Annotated in this window: 20 protein-coding genes; 11 read left to right on the forward strand and 9 right to left on the reverse strand. The window is 52.8% G+C overall.

What is annotated here, in order from left to right; genetic code table 11:
* Window positions 1-26: 26 nt before the first annotated feature.
* The 3 genes from PGW97_RS09820 (at window position 27) to aqpZ (ending at window position 2,891) form a co-directional block, all read left to right on the forward strand.
* Window positions 27-905 carry a LysR family transcriptional regulator gene (locus tag PGW97_RS09820; protein ID WP_047883502.1) on the forward strand — a complete coding sequence of 293 codons (879 nt, stop codon included), beginning with the start codon at window positions 27-29 and terminating at the stop codon, window positions 903-905.
* A 196-nt stretch (window positions 906-1,101) separates the two neighbouring features.
* A complete protein-coding gene (locus PGW97_RS09825) occupies window positions 1,102-1,971 on the forward strand; it encodes a UDP-2,3-diacylglucosamine diphosphatase (protein ID WP_273857207.1) in 870 nt (289 codons plus the stop codon).
* A gap of 224 nt (window positions 1,972-2,195) precedes the next feature.
* Window positions 2,196-2,891 (forward strand): aquaporin Z, encoded by a 696-nt coding sequence (gene aqpZ / locus PGW97_RS09830; protein WP_273857208.1) that lies wholly within the window; start codon window positions 2,196-2,198, stop codon window positions 2,889-2,891.
* 122 nt (window positions 2,892-3,013) lie between these two features.
* Here the strand turns inward: aqpZ and ydiJ are convergent, their stop codons facing one another.
* Window positions 3,014-6,079, reverse strand: coding sequence for a D-2-hydroxyglutarate dehydrogenase YdiJ (ydiJ, locus tag PGW97_RS09835; protein ID WP_273857209.1), 3,066 nt, complete (start codon window positions 6,077-6,079; stop codon window positions 3,014-3,016).
* Window positions 6,080-6,364: 285 nt separating this feature from the next.
* Window positions 6,365-7,876, reverse strand: a complete 1,512-nt coding sequence (locus tag PGW97_RS09840; RefSeq protein ID WP_273857210.1) for a bifunctional NUDIX hydrolase/phosphatase PAP2 family protein — start codon at window positions 7,874-7,876, stop codon at window positions 6,365-6,367.
* A gap of 186 nt (window positions 7,877-8,062) precedes the next feature.
* Between PGW97_RS09840 and PGW97_RS09845 the strand changes: the two genes are divergently transcribed.
* The 5 genes from PGW97_RS09845 (at window position 8,063) to PGW97_RS09865 (ending at window position 15,889) form a co-directional block, all read left to right on the forward strand.
* Entirely contained in the window at window positions 8,063-9,730 is a 1,668-nt protein-coding gene (locus PGW97_RS09845) for a VRR-NUC domain-containing protein (protein WP_273857211.1), read from the forward strand.
* Between the two features lie 300 nt (window positions 9,731-10,030).
* Window positions 10,031-10,858: a pirin family protein gene (locus PGW97_RS09850; RefSeq protein WP_273857212.1), complete on the forward strand. Its 828-nt coding sequence runs from the start codon at window positions 10,031-10,033 to the stop codon at window positions 10,856-10,858.
* Between the two features lie 345 nt (window positions 10,859-11,203).
* A complete protein-coding gene (locus tag PGW97_RS09855) occupies window positions 11,204-13,318 on the forward strand; it encodes a TonB-dependent receptor plug domain-containing protein (RefSeq protein WP_273857213.1) in 2,115 nt (704 codons plus the stop codon).
* Window positions 13,315-13,896 (forward strand): YfiR family protein, encoded by a 582-nt coding sequence (locus PGW97_RS09860; protein WP_047883497.1) that lies wholly within the window; start codon window positions 13,315-13,317, stop codon window positions 13,894-13,896. The genes PGW97_RS09855 and PGW97_RS09860 overlap by 4 nt, the downstream gene beginning before the upstream one ends.
* On the forward strand, window positions 13,880-15,889 hold the full coding sequence (locus PGW97_RS09865) for a diguanylate cyclase domain-containing protein (protein WP_273857214.1): 2,010 nt from the start codon (window positions 13,880-13,882) through the stop codon (window positions 15,887-15,889). Before PGW97_RS09860 ends, PGW97_RS09865 begins: the two co-directional genes overlap by 17 nt.
* Before the next feature lie 92 nt (window positions 15,890-15,981).
* Here the strand turns inward: PGW97_RS09865 and PGW97_RS09870 are convergent, their stop codons facing one another.
* Window positions 15,982-16,476 carry a DUF2947 domain-containing protein gene (locus PGW97_RS09870; protein WP_273857215.1) on the reverse strand — a complete coding sequence of 165 codons (495 nt, stop codon included), beginning with the start codon at window positions 16,474-16,476 and terminating at the stop codon, window positions 15,982-15,984.
* A 256-nt stretch (window positions 16,477-16,732) separates the two neighbouring features.
* On the reverse strand, window positions 16,733-16,954 hold the full coding sequence (locus PGW97_RS09875; RefSeq protein WP_273857216.1) for a hypothetical protein: 222 nt from the start codon (window positions 16,952-16,954) through the stop codon (window positions 16,733-16,735).
* Window positions 16,955-17,263: 309 nt separating this feature from the next.
* Between PGW97_RS09875 and PGW97_RS09880 the strand changes: the two genes are divergently transcribed.
* Both PGW97_RS09880 and PGW97_RS09885 read left to right on the forward strand, forming a co-directional pair.
* A complete protein-coding gene (locus PGW97_RS09880) occupies window positions 17,264-18,859 on the forward strand; it encodes a long-chain-fatty-acid--CoA ligase (RefSeq protein WP_273859658.1) in 1,596 nt (531 codons plus the stop codon).
* Window positions 18,860-18,985: 126 nt separating this feature from the next.
* Window positions 18,986-19,792 (forward strand): DUF3108 domain-containing protein, encoded by an 807-nt coding sequence (locus PGW97_RS09885; protein ID WP_047883492.1) that lies wholly within the window; start codon window positions 18,986-18,988, stop codon window positions 19,790-19,792.
* Here the strand turns inward: PGW97_RS09885 and PGW97_RS09890 are convergent.
* The 5 genes from PGW97_RS09890 to PGW97_RS09910 all read right to left on the reverse strand — a co-directional run bounded on the left by PGW97_RS09890 (window position 19,758) and on the right by PGW97_RS09910 (window position 23,114).
* Entirely contained in the window at window positions 19,758-20,009 is a 252-nt protein-coding gene (locus PGW97_RS09890) for a hypothetical protein (protein ID WP_047883491.1), read from the reverse strand. The two genes, PGW97_RS09885 and PGW97_RS09890, sit on opposite strands and share 35 nt — an antisense overlap.
* Before the next feature lie 47 nt (window positions 20,010-20,056).
* Window positions 20,057-20,608: a gamma-glutamylcyclotransferase family protein gene (locus PGW97_RS09895; protein WP_273857217.1), complete on the reverse strand. Its 552-nt coding sequence runs from the start codon at window positions 20,606-20,608 to the stop codon at window positions 20,057-20,059.
* A 123-nt stretch (window positions 20,609-20,731) separates the two neighbouring features.
* Window positions 20,732-21,667, reverse strand: a complete 936-nt coding sequence (locus tag PGW97_RS09900; protein ID WP_273857218.1) for a biotin-dependent carboxyltransferase family protein — start codon at window positions 21,665-21,667, stop codon at window positions 20,732-20,734.
* Complete coding sequence (gene pxpB / locus PGW97_RS09905) at window positions 21,649-22,377, reverse strand: 5-oxoprolinase subunit PxpB (protein WP_273857219.1); 729 nt, start codon at window positions 22,375-22,377, stop codon at window positions 21,649-21,651. Before pxpB ends, PGW97_RS09900 begins: the two co-directional genes overlap by 19 nt.
* Window positions 22,374-23,114 (reverse strand): 5-oxoprolinase subunit PxpA, encoded by a 741-nt coding sequence (locus PGW97_RS09910; protein WP_273857220.1) that lies wholly within the window; start codon window positions 23,112-23,114, stop codon window positions 22,374-22,376. The genes pxpB and PGW97_RS09910 overlap by 4 nt, the downstream gene beginning before the upstream one ends.
* A gap of 237 nt (window positions 23,115-23,351) precedes the next feature.
* On the opposite strand from PGW97_RS09910, the gene PGW97_RS09915 reads away from it, so the two are divergent.
* On the forward strand, window positions 23,352-23,591 hold the full coding sequence (locus PGW97_RS09915) for a hypothetical protein (protein WP_273857221.1): 240 nt from the start codon (window positions 23,352-23,354) through the stop codon (window positions 23,589-23,591).
* Window positions 23,592-23,645: the final 54 nt, after the last annotated feature.

The following is a 23,645-nucleotide window of genomic DNA, read 5'->3' on the forward strand; positions in this document are numbered from 1 at the left end:
ATAAACAGTTTTCGAGGTTCAGCAAGGTGAAAGTCAATCAACTGGCCATGTTTCTTGCCACCAGCGATACCGGCTCGATTGCCGAGGCAGCACGTAAACTTGGTAAAAGCCGTACCACCGTCAGTTCGTCCCTGAGCGCGCTGGAAGATGAGCTGGGGGTTCAGCTGCTGGAACGCACGGGAAACCAGGTCACGCTGACAGCGGTGGGAGAGGCAATCAAAAACGACTGTGAACGCATGGTGATGATTGCCGGGGATATCACGGCACGCTGCGACCAGCATATTAAGGGTGTGGAATCGGTGCTGCGCATCGCCCGGGATGACGCGCTACCGGAGTCATTCTGGCGTCAGTTGATCCACGATATGAGCCAGCATTTCCCCAACACCAGCGTGTCGGTCTATATGGCACCGCCACCGGAGTTGGATGACATGGTCGAACAGAACATGGTTGACATTGCCTACTGCCTGCTTCCATTCACCCGCCGTATGACCAATAACCACCACATCAAGCTGGGTGAAATCAGAATGATGACCGTGGCCCATAGCGCCCACCCGCTTTCCAAACTCAGTCAGGTGGTGAACTCAGATTTGGCCCGGTACACCGAATTTACCCTGTCGGCCATTGATGACGAGGGCTTGCACGCGGTATCTCCGGCTTCAGGGAATTACATTGCCTTGCCCTTTTATGAGCACCTGCGCAACGCCGTGCTGGACGGAACCGGCTGGTCAAACGTACCGTCAGTGCTGATTAACCCGTATCTGCGGGACGGCAGCGTCAAAGTACTGAATCACGATCAGGCAATGAAATGGCAGTCCTACGGGATGATTCAGAATACTTACAATCAGCAAGGGGGAATCACCCGATGGCTGGCGAACCAGCTGGAACAGTATCTGAACGAGGCCTGATGACTAGCTCTTGGCTGGTGGCTGGTGGCTGGTGGCTGGTGGCTGGTGGCTGGTGGCTGGTGGCTGGTGGCTCAGCATCAGGTGACATAAGGATGTCACGATAAAACAACGAAACGGTCACCTTAACTGACTAGCGTAAACTCAGAACGGATGATGAATACATTGTCCCTGTCCTGACAGCTAAATGGTAAACACTATGACCGTTTTCTCTCATCGTACACTTTGGCTATCTGATATTCATCTGGGCAACCGCGACTGCAAGGCTGAGTTTCTGGTGCATTTTCTGACCCACAACAAGGCCGACACCCTGATTCTGGTCGGTGACATCGTCGACTTATGGTCACTTAAAAACAAGCACTTCTGGCCGGAGAGCCACAATCAGATTATCCGCCTGATACTCAAACGGGCTGAGCAAGGATGCCGGGTTATCTATATTCCCGGCAATCACGACGGAGCCATCCGCAAATTTCTCGCCTATAACCTCGGCGCGGTAGAACTTTACGATCAGTACACCCACACCACCGCATCCGGCCGTCGGATCCTGGCGCTGCACGGTGACCAATTTGACAGCCTGGTTTGCCACAGTCGCTTCTACGCCATGATCGGGGATCTGGGATACGACGCCCTGTTGTTTATCAACCGCTGGTGGCACCTGTACCGCAAACTGCGGAACAAACCTTACTGGTCATTGGCCGGGTACCTGAAAGCCCGGGTCGAGCAGGCCAATCAGGCCATTGAACGCTTTTCCCGTGCTGCGGTAAATTACGCCCGGCAGCAAGAGGTCGACGGGATTATCTGCGGCCATATTCATCACCCGGATATTGCTGATATCGACGGAATACTCTACCTCAACGATGGTGACTGGATTGAAAGCTGCACCTATATGGCGGAATCCCATCAGGGGGAAATTTCCCTGTCACGCTGGACGGACAAACCCCACCGTCTGGCCAGTCACAATGGTTTCAGGGTGGATAAACCGGCCCCTCACCATCGACCGGTACGGCAACCAAAACCGGCAGGCGAACCCATTCTGACCACCCGACGCAAAGCGGATAAAGTCGCCTGAGTATGCCAATCAACCAGACACATACGCACGTGAAGCTGAGTACCTGATGCTCAGTTGTAGCAAGTGTGAAGCAGCATGAAACGACCTGATCACTATACTCAATGCACAAAAGCCAATGCATTAACATCGTTGAATTAAAGGCATTGCTTAAATGTCATTGTTTAATCGTCATTGCTTAACAAGCATTGCACAACCGTCAATGAAACGGATCAGAGGGATTTCACATGCTAAAGAAGCTTATCGCTGAACTGATCGGCACGTTCTGGCTGGTACTGGGCGGTTGCGGCAGCGCGGTCATCAGTGCCGCATTTCCTGACGTCGGAATCGGCCTGCTCGGAGTGGCTTTTGCCTTTGGTTTAACCGTGGTTACCATGGCATACAGTATCGGTCATATCTCCGGTTGCCACCTGAATCCGGCCGTGACTCTGGGGCTATGGTCCGGTGGCCGCTTCCCTGCCAGTGAAGTCATTCCCTATATCATCGCACAGGTGTTGGGGGGCATTGCGGGTGCCTACGTACTCTACTGTATCGCCAGTGGTCAGCCCGGCTTCGACTTGGCCGGAGGGCTGGCTTCAAACGGTTATGGCGATCACTCCCCTGGGGGATACAACCTGACATCAGCATTTCTCAGTGAGTTTGTCATGACCTTCATGTTCCTGATCGTGATTCTGGGCGCGACACACAAACTGGCCACCCCAGCCAATGCCGGGCTGGCAATAGGCCTGGCGCTGACTTTAATCCATCTGATCAGCATTCCGGTAACCAATACGTCCGTCAATCCGGCGCGCAGCACCGGTCCTGCGGTACTGGTGGGTGACTGGGCTCTCAGCCAGTTGTGGTTGTTTTGGGTAGCCCCCTTACTCGGCGCATTAATCGCCGGTTGGGTGTACAACTGGCTGTCCCCTAATCCGGACGACTAACTCTACCTATTAAATAAACGGGAAACAAAAACGGAAAATAAAAAAACGGGAAGCCGAAGCTTCCCGTTTTTATCATCGTTATTTACCCACGTTGAGGGTCAAAACGGGCAAATCATCGGCCGTTAGGCCAGACTCACCACTTGCAGTAATGCCTGAACCGGGTGCTTCATCTTGATATGTTCAAAACGTTTTACCTGACTCCGGCAGGAATAACCGGTTGCCATGCAACGTTCCGGATCCAGCTGAGCCAGATTCGGCTGCCAGCTCAGGGCATACACCCCTTTTGACACCTCAAGCTTGTCCTTCTCATGCCCGAATGTCCCTGCCATCCCGCAGCAACCGACAGAAACCGGCTGCAATACTGCACCAAAGTGGCGGAAAATGGTGGCCCACTCTTTTTCAGCATTCGGCAGTTTGGTCTTTTCCGTACAGTGCGCAAACAGGTACCAGTTGTCATCCTGCCGGGATGATAGTGCATCCAACTGCGGCAGCAGCGGCAGCAACCATTCATGGGCTGTCAGCACCGCAAACTCACCACGCTTCTCGCCCAGCATCTCGTTGTATTCATCGCGGTAACACAACACCAGCGCCGGATCGACCCCGACCAATGGAATGTTCAAAGCGGCCAGCTGATTCAGAAAATCAGCGGTATTGCGCGCGGTTTTAGCAAACTGGCGCAGGAAGCCTTTCACATGCTGCGCTTTCCCGTTAGGCTTAAACGGCACCAGCAGCGGTTTTTTACCCAGTTTTTCAGCCAGCATGACAAAGTCCCGAACGACATCCGCATCGTAGAAGCTGGTAAACGGGTCTTGAACAATCAGCACATAGTCTTCTCGTTCTCTCTCTGACAATGCCTGCAGCCAGGTCAGATCAAACCGGGTGGCATGATGTCCGTCCAGACTTTCGGTCAGAGTCGGCACCGACAGTGGCGGCATGTCTACATAACCGACCGTGTTGGCTGTCAGGGTTTTCATCCATTGTGGACGCATAATGGCGTTAAAGGTCGCTGGCGCTTTGGCCATCACCGGCAGATAGCTTTCAACATACGCCACCAGATAATCTTTCACCGGACGCTGGTAACGGCTGTAATATAGATGCATGAAGCGTGAGCGGAAACTCGGCACATCCACTTTGATTGGACACTGGCTGGCACAGGCTTTACAGGCCAGACAGCCATTCATGGCTTCCATCACCTCATGCGAAAAGTCATAGTCTTTTCGGGTCGCCCCAAAGGTATTTTTGAGCCGGTCGATGATCTCTTTCACCGTTGGCGTGCGGCTCATCAGATCCTGCTCCAGTGTCACCGGATCGATCCCCTGCTGAGCCAGCTGACGCAGCCATTCACGCACCAATCCAGCACGGCCTTTTGGTGAGTGACGGCGATCGGCGGTGATTTTCATCGAAGGACACATCGGTGAGCTGGTGTCATAGTTAAAGCACAAGCCGTTGCCGTTACACTCCATCGCCTGCTTAAAGCTATCGCGGATTTTCACCGGAATCTGGCGGTCAAAGTAACCGCGTTTCTGACCTTCCACTTTGACCAGTTCGGCATCACTGTCCAGCGGGGTACAGATTTTACCCGGGTTCATCCGGTTTTCCGGATCAAATGCGGCTTTGATGCGGCGCAGTTCGGTGAACAGTTCCTCCCCGAAAAAATCAGGACCGTACTCAGAACGATAACCTTTACCGTGTTCTCCCCACATCAGGCCGCCGTATTTTGCGACCAGCGCCACCACCTGATCCGAGATGGTTTTCATCAGCAGCTCTTGCTGGGGATCACACAGATCCAATGCAGGACGAACGTGCAGCACACCGGCATCCACGTGGCCAAACATGCCATAGTCAAGGTTGTGACCATCCAGCAACTGGCGGAACTCCACGATGAAATCAGCAAGGTTTTCCGGCGGGACACAGGTATCTTCAGCGAATGCGACCGGTTTTTTACTGCCTTTAGCCGCCCCCAGCAATCCCACCGCTTTTTTACGCATGGTGTAGATTTTCTGAATTCCGGCCAGATCGTCACAGACCTGATAACCAATAATGCCGTTTTGCTTCTCAGCAATCATCTCGTCCAGTCGCGCGCACAATGCCGCAACCAGACGCTGGTTTTCTTCCGTGTCCTGACTGGCGTACTCCACCATGTTGATACCGAGCATTTCCTGCCCCGGCACTTCTGCCAGCAAATCGCTGACTGTGTGCCAGACAATGTCTTGCTTAGCCAGGTTCAGGACGCGCGAGTCCACCGTTTCCACAGACAGGGCCTTCGCTTCCACCATCATCGGGGCGTTGCGCAGCGCAGAATCAAAGCTGTCGTACTTAATGTTGACCAATACCCGCGATTTCGGAATCGGCGTCAGGTTCAGTTTTGCCTCAGCGATAAAAGCGAGTGACCCCTCAGCGCCGCACAGTAAACGGCCGATATCGAAACGGTTAAGCTCATCGTCAAACACGTTTTTCAGGTCGTAACCGGTCAGAAAGCGGTTTAACGGCGGAAACTTATCGAGGATTTGCTGGCGTTTATCCCGACAAACCTGCTCGGCCAACTTCAATGCACGGTTGGCCAGATCACTTCCTTCCGGTAAACGTTGAATCGCCGCCGTTTCCAGCGCCTCCGTCTCCAGTACGGAGCCATCTACCAGCACGGCTTTCACCGAGAGCACATGATCGGAGGTTTTACCGTATTTCAGGGAGCCTTGCCCGGAGGCATCAGTATTGATCATGCCGCCAATCGTAGCGCGGTTACTGGTCGATAAATCCGGAGAGAAAAAGAAGCCATGCGGACGCAGGGCATCGTTGAGCTGATCTTTAATCACCCCGGCCTGAACCTTAACCCAGCCCTCTTCCGGGTTAATTTCCAGCACCTTGTTCATATGGCGGGAAATGTCGACCACCACGCCCGGTGTCAGGGACTGGCCGTTGGTACCGGTACCGCCACCACGGGCGGAGAAGGTAACAGAGCAAAACTCAGCGTCCTGGCCAACCCGGCCAAGCGTGACTAAATCCTGTTCATCTTTTGGGAAAACAACGGCCTGAGGCAGCTGCTGATAGACGCTGTTATCAGTGGCAACTGCCAGGCGGCTGGCATAAGATTGTTCGATATCCCCGCGAAATCCGGCATTTTCTAATGCGCGCAGGAACGACAGAACCACATCATCGGTACTGTCTTGATGTGTCAGTGCAGGTAACATTGCTCTCCTTGTCCAGTTTTCCGACGTATCCTACGACGACTGGCCTCTTTGATAATTATCGGTTCGGGCAGGTCGCCCTTTGCTCTCTACCCTGTGACCGAAAGGTCTGGATAGTCACACTTTACCCCAGTGTTAAAGGGAAAAAAAGCACGAGCCACGCTGCTTTAGCCAGCTCGTAGCAGAATAATACATGGCGGATAAATCAGCGGTCTGGATGATGGCTGTCTATTGAATGGATGTTCATAAAACGAACAGCCATAAAATCATTGTTCATGAAAAGGCCGTTCATTGGTCGCGATCGTCAGGCGCGGGAAAATCAGACTCCGACGATGTAGCCAGCCTGCGTCGAATAAAAGCCGCCCCGCCGATCAGCCAGGCGCTGATCGCCGCGGCACCACATCCTTTTATCGTTAATACAATCAGGCTCACGGTCTGCTGATAAGAGACATAGTTAATCAACCGGTACAGTCCAAACGCCACCAAAGAAATGGCCACAAATGCAAGCAGAGTTCGCCCCAGCGAAAGCCTCGTTTTCGGCTCGGTACGGGTGGCATATTCCACTGACAGGAACACCCCCAGCAGACCTCCGAAAATATAGGCAATTTTCGGATCCAGTGTGTAGCTGGCGACAACTCCCACCATGATGGTGGCAAACAACCAGAACCAGCGATTACCTGCAAGCGTTAACGCAGAAACGGAATCTACCCGCCACCAGGCAAATAACGGAATGGTCAGCCCCAGAGCCAGCAGAATACTGACGACGATATCACTGAAGAAATTCACGCCAAACCATACCCGAGCCACACCCAAGCCGCTTACCAGTATCACCACCAACAGCGCCGACAGCACCTTGCCAGCAGCTTTCAGCTTGTGGCTGCTAAGTTGCCAGACCGACATCCAGACCAGCGTCGCCAGCAGCACGTGCGAACTCGGAAAACCGAATCCATTGGCATCAATTTGTTGTAATTGTGGCATCGCAAAATATGGCCGCGGGGCGGTGACGCTGAAATTCAGCAACAATGTCGTAAACAACATCATCACCAGAGCAAACAGCCAGACGAGCAGGTAACGGGTGGGACAAAGACTGGCGATCAGCAATACCAAAAAGACAATGAAAAGCGGCTCTCCAGCAAGATTCAACGCGGAGGCCAGCCCTCCAAAGAGAGACTGGATTTCAGCGGGCCAGCTAGCAACCGCCTGCTGAAAGGTGAGAATCGTCTCCAACTCATACTGATTCATCAGATTCAGCTGCCGGGCCAGGCTGTCATAAAGATCGATGTCACTTTCAGGGGTCGCATTCAGCCAGCCGGTCAGTAACTCAATATCCTTCTGATAGCGGTACTCGGACGCCGGCAAGGTCATCGGGTCAATTAGATATACCCGCTTCACTTCCGTGGCAAAATGGCGCGAGAACCAAGAAGCCACAATCGGATGATCGTACTTGTCTTTGAACGATGAGACCAGGATGGGTTCCTGTGCAACACAGGCATAAATGGCAGCCCTGCCCCGGTTCTGAATCAGGTCCCCAACGTTTACCCGAATCCCTGTTTCTTCCAGCGTTTCACGGGCAGCTGCCTGCTGCGGGGTCTCCCCTTTGTCGATATACCCACCAGGAAGCGAAAACTTCTCCGTGATCACTTCTGCCAGCATCACCAGCTGATCCTGATGGCGGATAACGCAAACCGCTCCCACCAACTTATTCGGATCGGTTTCACTTGCTTTTACGACCGGCACAGAGGCACCGGCTACGCCATGCAGGCTGAACAGGCTTAGCCAACCCAAGAGAATCCAATGCATTACGCCCCAATTTTTCACAACAGGATCAACCTATGATTTATGCCGCAGAAACAATGACAATGATAGCACCTCGACGTATGCTAAGCTATTGAGATAGCTTAGATATTGCACAAACATTTGCCATAACATTACACTCATAGCTAATGTGTGTATTTCTTTTTATTTTAGCGATTTATCTGAACCTGCATGAAACAGCCAGCCCTAAACATGACGTCCCAGCCCATCCTAAAAGCGGATTATTACCGGGATAACTTTTTGGTACTGATTCGCCACGTTCGCCAGCAATACAGTGATCTGCTGACTGAAACAGAGCACCACTGGCTGGACACGTTTGATGCCCTCAGCCTTGACGGACAATTGCTGTACATTCGCCTGCTATCGCGAAAAGGGCCGCTGTTTCGCCAGCAGAAGCTTCACTATCAGGAAATCAGCAGCATACCGGCGGCCTGTGACGAACTGGTGATGGCCGGATTTATCATTCGACAGCCTGAACACTGGTCAGCAGAGCAATTGGGGGCCCTGTTCACCAAACCTGAATTACTTGAGCTGTTTCCGGCACTGTCCCCGGTTAAGCAAGCAAAGAAAAATGACTTACTGACCGCATTGCACGCCTTCCATCCGGATATTAGCGACTTTGGCGAGCCTATCCTTGAAGTCTGCCATACCGAGTTTCTGAGCGTACTGCTGTTGTGCTTTTTTGGTAACAGCCATCAGGATCTCAGCGAATTTGTGTTGGCCGACTTAGGGCTGTATCGCTACGAATCCTACCGCGTTGACCGCTTTCAGCGACTTTTCACCCAGCGGGAACAAATCGACCAGTGGCTGGCACTCAGCCAGCTGGCCGATGAGTATCAGGACGCGGCACAACGCAAAGACAGTGAGCAGATTCTGGCCTTTAGCACTCAGCTTCCAGCCCGCTTTGACTGGCCGCCGCTGGAGCGAAAACGCCAACGGCTCATCAATCAGCTTGCCCGCGACATTGAACGACTCGGCGTCACCAACCCGGATCACCTGCCGCTGGCGTTGTCATTTTTTCAACAAAGCGAATTGCCGCCGTCCCGTGAACGTCAGGTGCGGATTCTGGATAGATTGCAGGAGATAGAACAGGCTTTGCCTTTGGCGCTGGCCATGGCGGAGGATCCCGTCAACGAACAGGAGGGGGAAGTGGCCGACACCCTGTTACGACAACTGCGCCGTAAGCAAGGTCAACGCACAACTCCCCGACGAAAGCCGGTATTTGACGAAGTACAGCTCACCTTGCCACAACAGGCGCAACGGGTTGAACTTGTGGTGGCAGAGCATTACGCCCGGCAAGGGTGGACCGCCTGCTATACCGAAAATGCCCTGATTTGTGGTTTATTCGGGCTGGCCTTCTGGGACATTATTTTTGCCCCCATGCCCGGAGCGTTTCTCAACCCGTTCCAGCGCTCTCCCAGAGACATGTACCTGCCGGAATTTGCCGAACAACGCGAAACACTGATTGAGGCCCGCTTACGCCACATCGCCAATGGTCAGTGGCAACAGTGGCTTGCGGTCTATCGTGAAAAAGAAGGGCTGACCAACGATTGGGTCAACTGGACACTGCTGAGTCGTGAACTGGTTGAGCACAGTGTCGCCGCTTTTCCGCCCGATGCGCTGGCACAGCTGTTTCAGCGCATCCTGTTCGACCCCAAAAGCAACCGCAGTGGTTTCCCGGATCTGATTCTGTTCAAAGAAGACCGCTATTGCTGGGTGGAAGTCAAAGGACCCGGCGACAAGCTACAGAGTAATCAGATTCGCTGGCTGACCATGTTTCAGACCCTGAAAATACCGGCGCAGGTCGCTTATGTCAGCTGGGCCGACGCCACTGATTGATACATGAATTGATACATGAATTGATGCATTAATTAATGCACGGATTGACGCATGGATTAACGGCCTGAAGATGAGATAAGCACCAAGAGAGAATGTATAGAAAAAGGACTCCAGCAATGAAAACCAACATAAACCGACAGTAAAAACCCGCACCACCAACAAGTATCGGGACAATGTCAGCGCTCCGTAAAAAAGTACTGTGAGCGTGGTTTCCACCTTGGTGGATTCTGCGGGTAAGGTCTAAGATTTAGGGTATATCAACGTGAGCAAAAAACTATCCTAAATTGCTGGTGGCCGGTGATGAGACACACAAGAAAAGTAACCAAAATCCGCTTTGGTAAAAAAGATGGGTTACTCACCGCTTTTATTGAAAAATCTGAATTAAATCAACTCGATCCCTTTGTCTTATGGGACCATTTTGCTGCCAGTGAAGTCATCCATTCCACCGGCCTGGATTACCACGGCCACTCGGGCGTTGATGCACTCAGCTACCCGGTCATCGGTAAAATGCGTCATCACGACTCCGCCGGTTGTCACACCACCCTCGCCAGCGGCGATTTGCAAATCATGACGGCCGGAAGCGGCATCATTCATAAAGACATCATGACACCGAACAATGGTCAGGTGGAATCGTTCAGCCTCTGGACGGCCCTCCCCGCCGGTCAGAAAGAGATGACCAAACCGGAAAGTTGTTATTTCCATGCCCAGGATCTACCTATCATTGAAGAGCATGATTCCACTACCAAAGTTATCGTAGGTACTTATCAGGCGCACTCCAGCCCGGCACACTGCTCAGTGCCACTCACCTACCTGGACATCATGTTGGCCCCGTTTGGCGTGTGGTTTTACACCCCGGATACCGAGCAAACCTCCGGATTCGTGTTTATCCGCAGTGGCAGTATTTACGTCGCGGGCAGCCAGCTGTTCTCACGCCAGATGGCCACGCTGGAGAAAGCGGCCCTGCCTATCGAAGTCCGGACCGGTAAGGTCGGAGCGCAGTTTTTTGTGGTGTTGGGCAAACCGCTCCATCAACCTTTTTATGCTTCGCCCAACTCGATTCACTCCAGTCAGGAAAACTTATCGAAAGCAGAGCAAAATATTTTGCAGCTCATGGCAACCCGTAAATAACGCTGTCCGTAGTAGCCAAATATTGACAGCCATCACAAATCTGTAATTTAGTTTTAGTACTGCTGCACGTCTGGTCGAGGCGTTCTTTTGTGTCAAATCAAACTCATGTGTACGGAATTGCACCGTACTAGCTCATTCATATGTCACATCACACATAAATACGGTGCCCGGCCGACAAACTGAGAGCCAAATCCCCCTTCCCCAAAAGGTATTCCCAGCCATTTTCCATACCTCCTGAGAATAAAAACAAACACTTCAAATTTAAGTTTAACTACTTAAAAAATAAGGACTTTAATCATTCTTTGTTAAACTGAATGCAACTTTGTTTAACCTGTAATTTCAATCATGCCACCATCCAGCACCCCTTCTGGCCATCGCTGCTGCCATACATTGTGGGCCTGCCTGCTGCCTGCGCTGTTTGCCGCGTCCAGTGCATCCGCAGATGAGCTGGATCAACTGCTGTCCATGAGCCTGGAAGAGCTGGCCAATGCCGACATCCGCATTACCTCGGCAGCGAAAAAACCCCAGGCACTCAATGAGGTGCCCGCAGCGGTTTATGTTATTTCTCAGGAGCAGATTCGCCGCAGCGGGGTCCGCTCGGTGGCCGAAGCGCTGGCATTAGCACCGGGCGTTCAGGTAAACAAGATCTCGGCGTTTAACTGGCAAGTCTCCATGCGTGGCCTGAACGAAGTGCTGTTTAACAAGCTGCTAGTCATGATTGATGGCCGCAGTGTGTTCAGCCCTCTGATGTCAGGTACCTACTGGCACACTATTGATACCATTCTGGAAGACATCGAGCGCATCGAAGTGATCCGCGGTACCGCCGGGACGATGTGGGGCGGTAATGCCGCTAACGGGGTGATCAACATCATCACCCGAAACAGCCACCAGACACCGGGTCACTTTATCGAAGTCGCCGCCGGAGAAAACCAGTATCAGGAACTCAGCTACCGTTACGGATTCAGCCTGAATGACCACTGGGCAGCCCGTTTTTATGCCAAGGGCGTAAAAAGTGATTATTACAGCGACTGGGACGATGCGTGGCAGAACCTGCGGGGAGGATTCCGGGCCGATTATGATGGCAGCGAGCGGGAAATCACACTACAGGCAGGGGGGTTTGAAACCCGATCCAGTCATGACTGGACAGTGGCAGACTTTTACCGCCCTTCAGACAGCATCTATTCGCCAGCCCGCCTGAATGTTTATCACCGCGGAGCCTACGCCAGTGTCGACTGGCTGGAACACGGCGAGACAACCAGTTATGAGCTGCATCTGTGGCTGGATGCCAATGAGACCAATGAGCCCTCCGCGGAAGCAGAATTCTATACCTTCGATCTGGATACCCTTGCCCATCACTCCCTGGCTGCCGGGCATAGCCTGACGCTGGGCGGTGGCGCCCGGGTTATCCATCGCCGGACCGAGCCGTATCCGGGCGATTTTCTTCGCCAGACCGAGCCATGGGGACGGTTCAGCCATGATCCGCGAGGAACCGATGTTATCCTGAATGCCTATCTGCAGCTGGATTCGCAACTGACGGAGAAGCTGACGGGTTTGCTCGGAGCCAAAGTTGAACACTTCTCGATTAACGATGCCACGGAATTCCAGCCGCAGGCGCGGCTGCTTTATCATGTCAGTCCTCAGCAACAAGTGTGGCTGGGAGCCGGACGCGGGGCCGTCACCCCCTCATTTGTCGACAGCAAAACCGACGGCTATATCCTGGGCCAGGTAGAAGTACAGAACAACGCAACCGGGGCCAATACCGTCCACCCGATGTTAATAAGTACCACGGCCAATCCGGATATGGACACCGAAACGGTCACCACGGTAGACATCGGGCACCGAATCTCCCCCACTGCAGAGCTGGCCATTGACAGTACGTTGTTCTACAGCCGCTTTAAAAATCTGCGCATGCTGGATGATATGGCCATTCAGTGCGTTTATGGCCAGTGCACTGACGGAACGCAGCTGCCACACGGTATGTTTGTTATCGGCAACAGTTACAGTGACGCGCTGGATGCCGAGAGCTACGGCTTCGAAACGGCAGTTCGCTGGTCCCCGGTGCCTGTTTTTACGCTCAATACCAGCTACAGCTACATTCGGACCAAAGCAGACTGCCAGGGTTACAGCAGCTGCGAGCCGAACGCCGACACCGGCTATCGCCTGAACCATGAGCTGCAACCTGCGCACTACCTCTCGGTACAGAGCCTGTGGGACATCACCCCCGAGTGGCAACTGGATCTCTGGTACCGCTATAAAAGCGCCGTTTCCACCAGCAATGATTTTTACCGGGCACCGTCTGTCAGTACCCTAGACCTTCGCCTCGCCTGGCAGGCAACGCCCCACTCGCCCCAGATTGAGCTGATTGTCGATGCCTTGGGTAAAGGTCACTATCGGGATTTGCCGACAAAAGCCAAACTGGAAGACAGCATTACATTGAGGGCGTCGTGGAACCTACTATGAGCACAACATCGCTCCGACGGTCGTCCGGGCTCCTCACCATACTGGCACTGTTTCTGCTGATGACACTAAACCCTGCCCGCGCAGATCACGCAATGACAGGCAGCTTTGCCGTGCACAAGATCAAAGCCGTGTATATCTATCGGCTGGCCAGTTTTATCCGGTGGCAAGTGCCGGAGGATCACGTCGCCCGCTACTGTGTGCTGGGGCGTGACAGCACGACCGTCACGCTGCAGAAACTGTTCACGGACAAAGATCACCTTGGTCAGTTTCGCAGTGTCGGTAACCTGACGGATGCCAGTAAGCAGTGTGATTTGCTCTACATCACGGCACAAAAGCTACCGGTGCTGCAAAGTATTCCTCAGTATGAGGGCCTGCTGACCATCAGTGACAGTCCACAGTTTCTAGCCTTGGGCGGTATGATTGAGCTGCGGGCTGTTGGTCAGCAAATCAAACCCGTACTGTCGCCCCACCACCTCGAGAAGGGCCGGTTATCGGTAAAATCTCAATTGCTGCGGATCGCTCTGCTCGATGATGCCTACCCGGTTGCACAAGGAGGCCAACATGAAAAAATGGATTGATAGCCTGCCACTGAATCAGCGGCTCGGATTCCCGTTGATGCTGTTTATTCTGCTCGTTTACCTGGGCTTTCAAATCATCAGCTATCGCAGCTACATAGCCATTGAGCGGGACAATCTGGTCAACCGGACGCAAATTCTGGCCAACGGTATCGCCATGAACCTCACCGCCCCAGTGCTGTTCAATGATTCCGAAGCTGCCAGAGAGATCCTGACCACCTTTCAGGCCGATCCGCTTATTAAGGCGGTACGGCTGGAACTCTCCAATGGCACCTTGTTTTCACAGTACACCCGCGATTTAGCCTCTCAGGCCTTTCCTTCCGGTTTGCTGATTCGGTTGGATAAACACGACGTGGTGTTTAGCGAGCACACCCTGTATCTCCAGATTCCGGTGTTGCTGGAGAAAGAGAACATTGCCCACATGCACATTTCGGTGTCACTGGCATCACTTCATGCCATTCAGTGGACACACTTAAAAATCAGTCTGCTGCTGTTTTTCGGTTTGGTGGGAGTCAGCACTTACATCATCAGCCGTCTGCAGCGCTGGGTGATCAAGCCAGTGTCCCAACTCAATGCCGGTATTCGTGATGTCATTAAAGGCGAAGCGCATCAGCCGATTACGCCAGTCAGAAGCAGCCGGGATGAGCTCAATGAACTAACAGAAAGCTTCAATACCATGGTGGACACCATTTCTGAACGGGATGCCGCGCTACGCCTCGCCCTGCGCCAGCTCCGCGAGGAAAAATCCATTGCTGACGACATCATCGAAACCGTTCAGCATGGCCTGGTGGTGGTCAACCAGCGCGGTGAAATCACCAAGGCCAATGCCGCCTGCCAGACACTTTTCCAATCAGCCTTTACCCACCATGACTGGCCTTCGCTGATCGATATGCTCGCACCGGTTGAGCGTGAAGCATTTCAGCGGCTGCTTGATGATGCCCTGAGCCACCCACGCCAGATTGATCACCTGATTGTCGAAGGCGCCCAGCCTAACGGCGAGATCCGCACCTACCAGATAGTCAGCAGGCCATTGCACAGCAGACTGCAAACGTTGTTTGCGATTGAAGATATTACCGCAAAACACTCCGCCGAAAGGCAGCAAAAACTGGCTGCCAAGGTGTTTGATAACAGCCAGGATGCCATTATCCTGATCGACAATCAGGGCCGCCTGACCATGGTCAACAGCACGTTCCATCAGTTGACCGGGTACGATCAGCAAAGCGTAATGGGGATGCATTTCAGCCAACTGGTGGTGGCTGAAGAATACCGGCAGCTACAGGCTATTATCGGCACTGCCCTGCAAGACAGCGGCCAGTGGCAGGGGGAAATCAATGCCCGTGGTGCCAAAGGGGAACCGCTGCCGTTGTTCGTCCGGATCACCCGCATTTCCGACACCCACAAACCGGGACGTCAGACCGTGGTGGTGGCCTCTGATCTGCGCTCAATGAAAGAGATTCAGCGGCTGGAATACATGGCTAACCACGATCCGCTTACTAATTTGGCCAACCGGGTCAAACTGCATCGCAGCTTGCAGGCTCTGCTCGAAGCGCCGTCACACGAAGAGCACGGGTTCGCGGTACTGTTTCTGGATCTGGACAATTTCAAAGCCGTGAATGACAGCCATGGCCATGTAATTGGCGATCAGGTGTTACGCATCGTAGCCGAAAGGCTGCGGCGGGCCATTCGCAAAGGTGATTTGGTCTCCCGGCTCGCTGGGGATGAGTTTGTCATTCTTCTTTCTCCTCCGCTGACCGAAGCGAATGTCAAAGCCACCAGCCAGCGGCTGTTTGAGCGACTGAGTCAGGTCATGAAAGTTGGCGATAAACGTATTACTGTCGGCGTAAGCATCGGCTGTTATTACGTCCATCCGCACAGTCAGGAGTCTGCGGATGACATCCTGCGGCGCGCCGATGAAGCAATGTATGACGCCAAGTTGTTAGGCAAAGGTCAGATGGTGGAATTCAACCAGCCGGAATTAGATGCAGAAACTGGCTAAAGCAAGGCAAAAGGACTGAGCCAAAAAAAAACACGCTGTCACTCAATCGCGACAGCGTGTTTTTTTAATGTACGGCGTGGCGGTGAGTCGTGTTACTCGCCGCTCGACGTTCTATCCGGGCGATGACCAATCTGGAAAGTACCGTTAGATTTAAACCAAACAGCCTGCTTTTTTTTGCGTCCCAACAGCAGTGGGCCATCATCGAAAAACAGGAAGTTTTTCCAGTTGCGTTTAAAGACGCCCCACTTGGTTTCAACCACATTGTACTTTTCGTAGCAGAAGAATACCGTCGTGTTATCTTCCCAGCTCAACTCTGCCGAAATAGCATCCGGCAAATCGATATCGTCACCGTCCCAGGCACTCTGCCAGTCAAATGACTGAGACCAGATTTTCTGATCTGCGGGCCAGTCACCCTTTTCAAAGTGATCAGCATCCGGGCTCTGACTGCTGACATGCTCGCGCCACAGCTGGGCTGAACGCGCTTGAGTGAATGGTTTGATTTGCGCCAAGTCATCGGCTTCGACAGGCATAGAAGCGTGAGTGAAGATCCACTTACGGGAATAGCTATCCAGTTCTACGTAGTTCATGCATCGACCTAAAATTTTGAGACCGGGGGAATGTACCTGAGTCGATTGCCGATCGCCAGTGTTTCTCCGTTTTAATCCTTTCGTCATTGATTTTGCCAGTGTTAACACCCCATAGTGATGACAGCAAACACCGCCCATAAAAAATGCGGGCAGAGTGAACTTGCCCGCATCATCAAAGAAGACTCTGGCGTATCGCCCGATACTGTCCTATTTTGACCATTCAACGATCAAAAATGGCCAAATCAGGTCAGAACCGTTACTTTTTCAAGCTCCACAAATTGCTGACCCAACCGCCGACTCTGTCATCGTAATGACATCCGCTGAAGTGGTGTTCAACCAAATTAGTATCCTGATTATCGCGAGATTCCAGTAACTGAGAGATGTGGCAGGCCATCGGGTCACCACCGGTCGTCAGGCGCCGACGAGTCGCGACTTTTTTGATGATTTGCAAACGATAAGCCGAGTTCATTTTCTTCATCTTTCCACACCTCTGTCAGTTAAACCCCACTAAAAATAGGACCCGGCTAAAATATCGTCAAATTACCGCCATCAAAGCGTCATAAACATGGTGTAGAGCGCGAAGCTTCCTTCTTCTTTGTTTTCATCACGTTACCTACATTCATAAAACTGACACATAGACACCGTACCAGTCTCGTTGCTATCTGACTGAATCTATGAATAAAAATATGTCGAAAAAATCATGTGAAATTTTAATTTCACAAAAAATCCGTCAGCGCGGCGTCAGCTATATTAGAATGAGCCAAAATCATTAATGACAAAAAAGACAATGTACAATCTGGCGACACTTATTGAACGTAATGCGAGCTTTCGTGGCGACCGTACCGCGCTCATTTTCAATGACGAGAAACTCGATTACCGCACCCTCAATACGCTCATTAACCGTGCGGCGAACCACCTGCGCAACCTCGGGGTCAAACCTGATGATAAAATCGCGCTGTCATGCCCGAATAACCCGGCTTTTGTCATCGCGTACTACGCAATCCAAAAAGTCGGAGCGGTCACCGTCCCGCTGAATGTCATGCTGAAAGGCACCGAAGTGGCCTATCATCTGGACGACAGCGATGCCGTTGCCTTTATCTGTTACGAAGGCAACAGTGCCCTGCCGAGCGGTGAATACGGCTACGAGGGCTTCTCTCAGGCTGAGCGCTGCCAGCACTTTATCTGCATTCCCAGCGGCTCTGAGCTGCAAATGGCACTGCCGACGGAGCAACCGAACGAGCAGTCGGCACCCACACACAATGCTCCGCAATACCACAATTTCGGTAGCTGGCTGACCGACACCGACAATGATCACTTTGAAGCGATTTTCCGCCGTGCCGAAGATACCTGCGTGATTCTTTACACCTCCGGCACCACCGGCCGGGCCAAAGGCGCAGAACTGACCCAGAGCAACATGCTGTGTAATGCCCAGGCATGCCAGGCTTTGCTGAACCAGAAAGGCACAGATGTCAGCATGGCCATTCTGCCGCTGTTTCACACCTTCGGTCAGTCACTGATCTTGAACACCTCGATGCTGGCAGGCAGTGCTCTGGTTCTGATCCCCCGCTTTGTGCCGAAACTGGTCATTCAGCAGATGTACGAGCACAAGGTCACCCATATTGCCGGCGTTCCCACGATGTTTATCGGCTTGCTGGCCTTTGCTGAAAAACACGCCGGAGAAGACATCATCGAGATTGCCAAGCACCTGAAAGTGGCCATTTCCGGCGGTGCCTCAATGCCGGTTGAAGTGCTGAAACAATTTGAAGAAAAGCTCAATGTCCCGGTGATTGAAGGCTACGGCCTGTCCGAATCGTCTCCGGTCGCCGCGTTCAACCACCTTGAGTTTGAGCGTAAGCCCGGCAGTATCGGCCAGCCACTGGCTGGGGTGTCGATGAAGGTTATTGACGATCAGGGCAACACCGTTCCGGCAGGGGCAGAAGGCGAGCTGCTGATCCGTGGTCACAACGTGATGAAGGGCTACTATAAAAAGCCGGAAGAGACAGCGAAAACAGTGGTTAATGGCTGGCTGCATACCGGTGATATCGTCCGGATGGACGAAGAAGGCTATGTCTACGTGGTGGATCGGCTAAAAGAAGTGATCATCCGTGGCGGCTTCAATATCTACCCACGGGATATCGAAGAAACCTTCATGGCCCATCCGGATATCCAGATGATTGCCGTCATTGGTGTACCACACAAATCGTACGGAGAGGAAGCCAAAGCATTTGTTATCCTTAAAGACGGTGCCAAGGTCAGCGCAAAAGAACTGGTTCAGTGGGGTAAAGCCCGCCTGGCTGACTATAAATACCCTCGCCTGATTGACATCGTTGAAGAGTTACCGATGACAGCAACCGGTAAAATCCTGAAACGTATGCTGAAATAATCTCACCTTTCAGCCCGGCATTGGCCGGGCTGAGTTGGCACAACACCTTTCGCCTGCTAATTTAAATACAGTTGCTCAACGCGCCAGATAACGGCTCAGGCCGCTGGTTTTCTACGAGGTGTTTGCGTGAAACCATTATTATCAGCGACTAGCGCCGCATTTTTAGCGGGTGTTTCTTTTTTTGCAGCCGGCCCTGCGCTTGCCGAGCCGCCCAAAAATTTTCATCAGTGTACCAAGACACTCACTTACCAGCTGTATTTCAATAACCTGAGAATTGGCCAGCTCAGCCGCACGTTGCGCTGGCAGGATCAAGAGGCCATCGTTAATTCTTACAGTAGCATCAATGTGCTGGCGACCAAGACCCGCTTCAAACAGTCCAGCGAGGTATACTGGTCCCCGCAGCACCAATCTTTCCTGTCAAAGGGGTTCGACCGTAATATCAGCGGTCTGATGGACGGCACGACCCGAGCCAGTTTTTCCCGGGATGCGAAGAAGTCGACCGTGAGCAATGACGGGGAGAAGCTGACCTTTCAGAGTAGCGACAAACCTATCCTGGATGTGGATGCTATTGGCAGCCAGATGCGTCTGGATCTGATTGAGGGTAAAACCTTTTTCGACTACAAAATGCAGGAGTCGGATGACGTCAGCCATTACTACTTTCAGGTGAAGGGGCAGGAAACCATTGATTCCAATTTCGGCCCGGTCAGAGCCATTCGGGTTGAACAAATCAGAAAAAGCGACAGAAAGCTGGTGATGTGGTTTTCGCCGGATGTGGACTATCAGCTCGTTCGTGCCACTTACCAACGTAAAATTGTGGATGTAAAAGCCGTACTGCTGACCAAAAACATTAATTGTCCGCCCGGGGTAAATACCCTCAGCCAGACAACAGCCAGCAGTGCTACTTCATCGACACTTTCCCCCCCACCATTTTAAGGGCAGGCGCGCCACGAATTAGGGTATCCCGCGCAAAATGCACACCGCATTGCGGGCATACCCCTTCCTCGACCGTGAAATCTTTGACGATACGTTCTTTAAAGCATTTCACCAGCGCCCCTTTACCGCCCTTGCGATACTTGAACAGCTGGGTGCGGCACCCGGCACAGAAAATATCGACGGTTTTAGTCGGCCCTTTTTTATTGGGTTTTGCCATAACGAACGTTGCCAGTCAAAAAATCAGTAAACAGAGGTAAAAACGAATTAGCGAATAGCCGCCAACAGCCGATCAATATGGGTAATATGACTTTCTTCTACCCCGGCATGGTTGCCATATTTCGGCTGCAGGCGATCATTTTCCAGCGGATGGTGCCAGCCTATAGTGGTATCCACAAACGTTTGGGCAAACTGCTCGGAAATCGCCAGGCATCCGGCCAACACTGTGTCGACATAAGTCTGCATGATCGGCTGAACGGCACAAGGGGCCATTGGTGACTCTTTGGTGTACACCCAAATTGGCTGGTTGGTATCAATCGGCTGCGTGGTTCGAAGTTGCAGCGGGTCAAGCGCTATACGCTGATAACCCCGTTCGCGAATATCAAAACTGGCTAACGCGGCGTCATCCACCCGAACCAAAACGCCGTTGCACTCACCTTCGCCCGGCATCGCCACCAGCGGCGCAATGTGGTAACTGTCATCGACTTTTCCCCAGTGTCGCTGCAATCCCTTGACGGTGGCGGGAATAGCGGCCTGAGTTTGCCCTGTCAGCCTGCGTGAATGGGCGTTGATTAAGCTTCCATAACCAAAGATGTACATACGGCTCCTTTATCGTAAACGGGGTGTGACCGCTTCCCGGGGATATAAAAAGGGAGCGCATTGATCCCCTTTTACAGCCCCCCAAGCGGCTGAGCCGCCACCATAGCAATTTCATCAGACAAATTACAGTCCGAAAAAGCGTGAAAACGCGATCCACTCCTGCTGTACATCATCCAGATTTGCCCGGCGAAATGTCACAGTCGTCCCCGGCCGGGCTTGAGCCAAACGCGGGAGGTCCATGCGGGCCACACACCCAATCTTCGGATAACCGCCGAGAGTCTGACGATCATTAAACAGTACAATTGGCTGGCCGTTTGGCGGAATCTGTATCGCGCCAAGGGCGATGCCTTCCGAGATGATCCCGTCCATCGACGGATGCACAGCCGGCCCGCTCAGACGACAACCCATCCGATCAGTTTCCTGACTAACGGTGTACTCGCTGCTATAAAACCGCGCTTTTTCAGCATCGTGAAAAGCATGATGCTGGTAGGATTCCACCACCCTGAGGCTAACCGGCCCGGCATAAACCGGCACGAACCGCGCGGCGGCCTGCCGTCCGGCAAGCTCGTTTACCGGCGCAACCTGCGCATGATTCAGATGCAGGCGATCCCCGGCCGCTAGCGGCTGCCCGGCTTTTAATCCGCCAATTTGATTACGTACCACTGCCGACCGACTGCCCAGAACGAGAGGCAGATCCAGTCCACCACGCACAGCCAGATATGCCCGCAGACCGCTTCGTGCATAGCCGAATTTAAGGGTCTGCCCTTGCTTGGCCTGCACACATTGCCAGTTCTCAATCGCTTCCCCGTCCAATGTAAGCGGCATTGCAGCTCCCGTGACCGCAAACAGGCAATCGGACTGAAACCGAATCTCAGCTTGCCCCAGCGTGATTTCCAGCACCGCAGCACCGACCTCGTTACCCACCAGATAATTGGCCCAGCAACTGGCATGTAAATCGATAGCGCCTCCTTGACTGAGCCCCTGATCTGCGACACCAAACCGACCGAGATCCTGAATCAGCGTCAGCATTCCGGGATGAATTATGTCCAGTCCGGCCATATTTCACCTCCTTGAGAAAGAAATGCCTGACGGGTGATCGGCGAAAACTTGACCGTATCGCCAACCTGAAACGGCGTCATGGGTTGCTGATCTGGCAGGAAAAGTGGTTGAGGACAATTACCAATGATTTGCCACCCTCCCGGCGAAGCGGCGGGATACACCGCCGTCTGATGGTTGGCAATGCCTACACTGCCCGGCGGAACACGTTTTCGGGGCTCCGCATGACGAGGCGTGGCAATTCTGTCATCAACCGCCGCGAGGAAGGCAAACCCCGGCGCAAAGCCAATGGCACACACGGTATAGCTCTGCTGATAGTGATGCTCAATCACCTGCTCGATACTCAGCCCGCTCCGCTCCGCAATCGCGGCTAAATCCGGCCCCACTTCCGGCGCGTAATAGACAGGCAGGGTGATCAGGCGGGAACCGGCAGACTTGGCGCGGCTTGCCCGTCCGGCAGAAGCTGAAACCTCAGCCTCAGCCAGCGAGACGGACTGCGCCACCAGTTCCTCCAGTTCGCCGAACGTCATACGCAGAGGATGGTATTCAATAAGAATGGAAGTGTACGAGGGAATCACTTCTCTGATCCCCGGATGCGACATCAGCCGAAGATGCTCAACAACCTTGCCAATCAGCGGAGTCAGAGCCAGATCTATCTTGTCACTGAAATAGAGAATGGCGTTGGTTTCAGAAACCGGCTGCAAGCCCCTCATGAACGGATGTCCTCGTACAGCGCTTTCACAACAGCAATCGACTCCTCATTATCGCCGTGCACGCAGACCGTATCGGCTTGCAATGCTAACGAACGACCGCTGACCGTTGTCACCTTCCCGCTCGTCAGCTCAGCAACCTGCTGGCGAATACGCTGACTGTCATGGTACACCGAACCCGGCTGGCTTCTGGCCACCAGCAGCCCCTGTTCGTCATAGGCACGATCTGCGAACGCTTCCATGATAAGCGGTACCCCTTGTGCCTCAGCTAACGCCTGATAGCGCGAGTTATCTGCTCTGGCCAGAATCATCAGCGCCAGCGGCTTAGCACGGTGACGGTTCATTCCGGCCACCGCCTCCAGGATCGCCAGATAAACCTCTTCGCGGGCCATCATGTCGTTGTACAGTGCGCCATGGGGCTTGACATAACTCACCATGGCATCCTGCAACCGGCAAATGGCGTCTAAAGCACCGATCTGATAGGCCACCAACCGGGTAATAGCCGGCGAGGTATGTGGGATATGTCGGCGACCAAACCCTGGTTTATCGTCATATCCCGGATGCGCCCCAATCATTACACCATGCTGTTTCGCCAGAGCCACGGTCGCGGCCATATGATCCGGGTCCGAGGCATGAAAACCACAGGCAATATTGGCCATGTCCACCCAGGGCATCACAGCCGCATCATTACCCATCTGCCAGCTTCCGAAGCTTTCGCCCATATCACAGTTCAGTTTCATCCTGCCTTCCCTGTATCTGATTTCTGCTCTCTCAACTTTATTCACAGAACCTAATTCAATCAATAACTTGAAGAATAGTATTCATACACTGACGTCACAATTTAGTCGGCACACCCCATCACCACCCCATCATTTCCTGCGACAGGCTCTCCCCAAGAGCTGTCCCGTACAGAGCTCCAATCACAGTTTCCTTCTCAGCTTTTGTGTCAGTTTATATTTCAGCCCTTGTGTCAGACCTTGTCTACCCCTGAAAAACAACCAAAAGCAAGCCAATTCAATTCAATCCACTCAAAACCAAATGGTTCGTACACGATATTTGTATTATTTATTGGCATCGCCATCAAAATCGACGCCTTCACCAGCGACCACTACAACCCAAAGAAAACGCTGATTAATTCAACCCAAAAAGCGGGAAGCTTGTCTCAAAACCACGGTAATGATAACATTCTCGCCACATTTAACTATTTAGAGGTCTAATTAGTTTGTGTTTTCAGAGTCATCCCATAGCGCTGATTTGACAGCAAATCTTTG

Source organism: Photobacterium sp. GSS17 (assembly GCF_028621875.1).
GTDB lineage: Bacteria > Pseudomonadota > Gammaproteobacteria > Enterobacterales > Vibrionaceae > Photobacterium > Photobacterium ganghwense.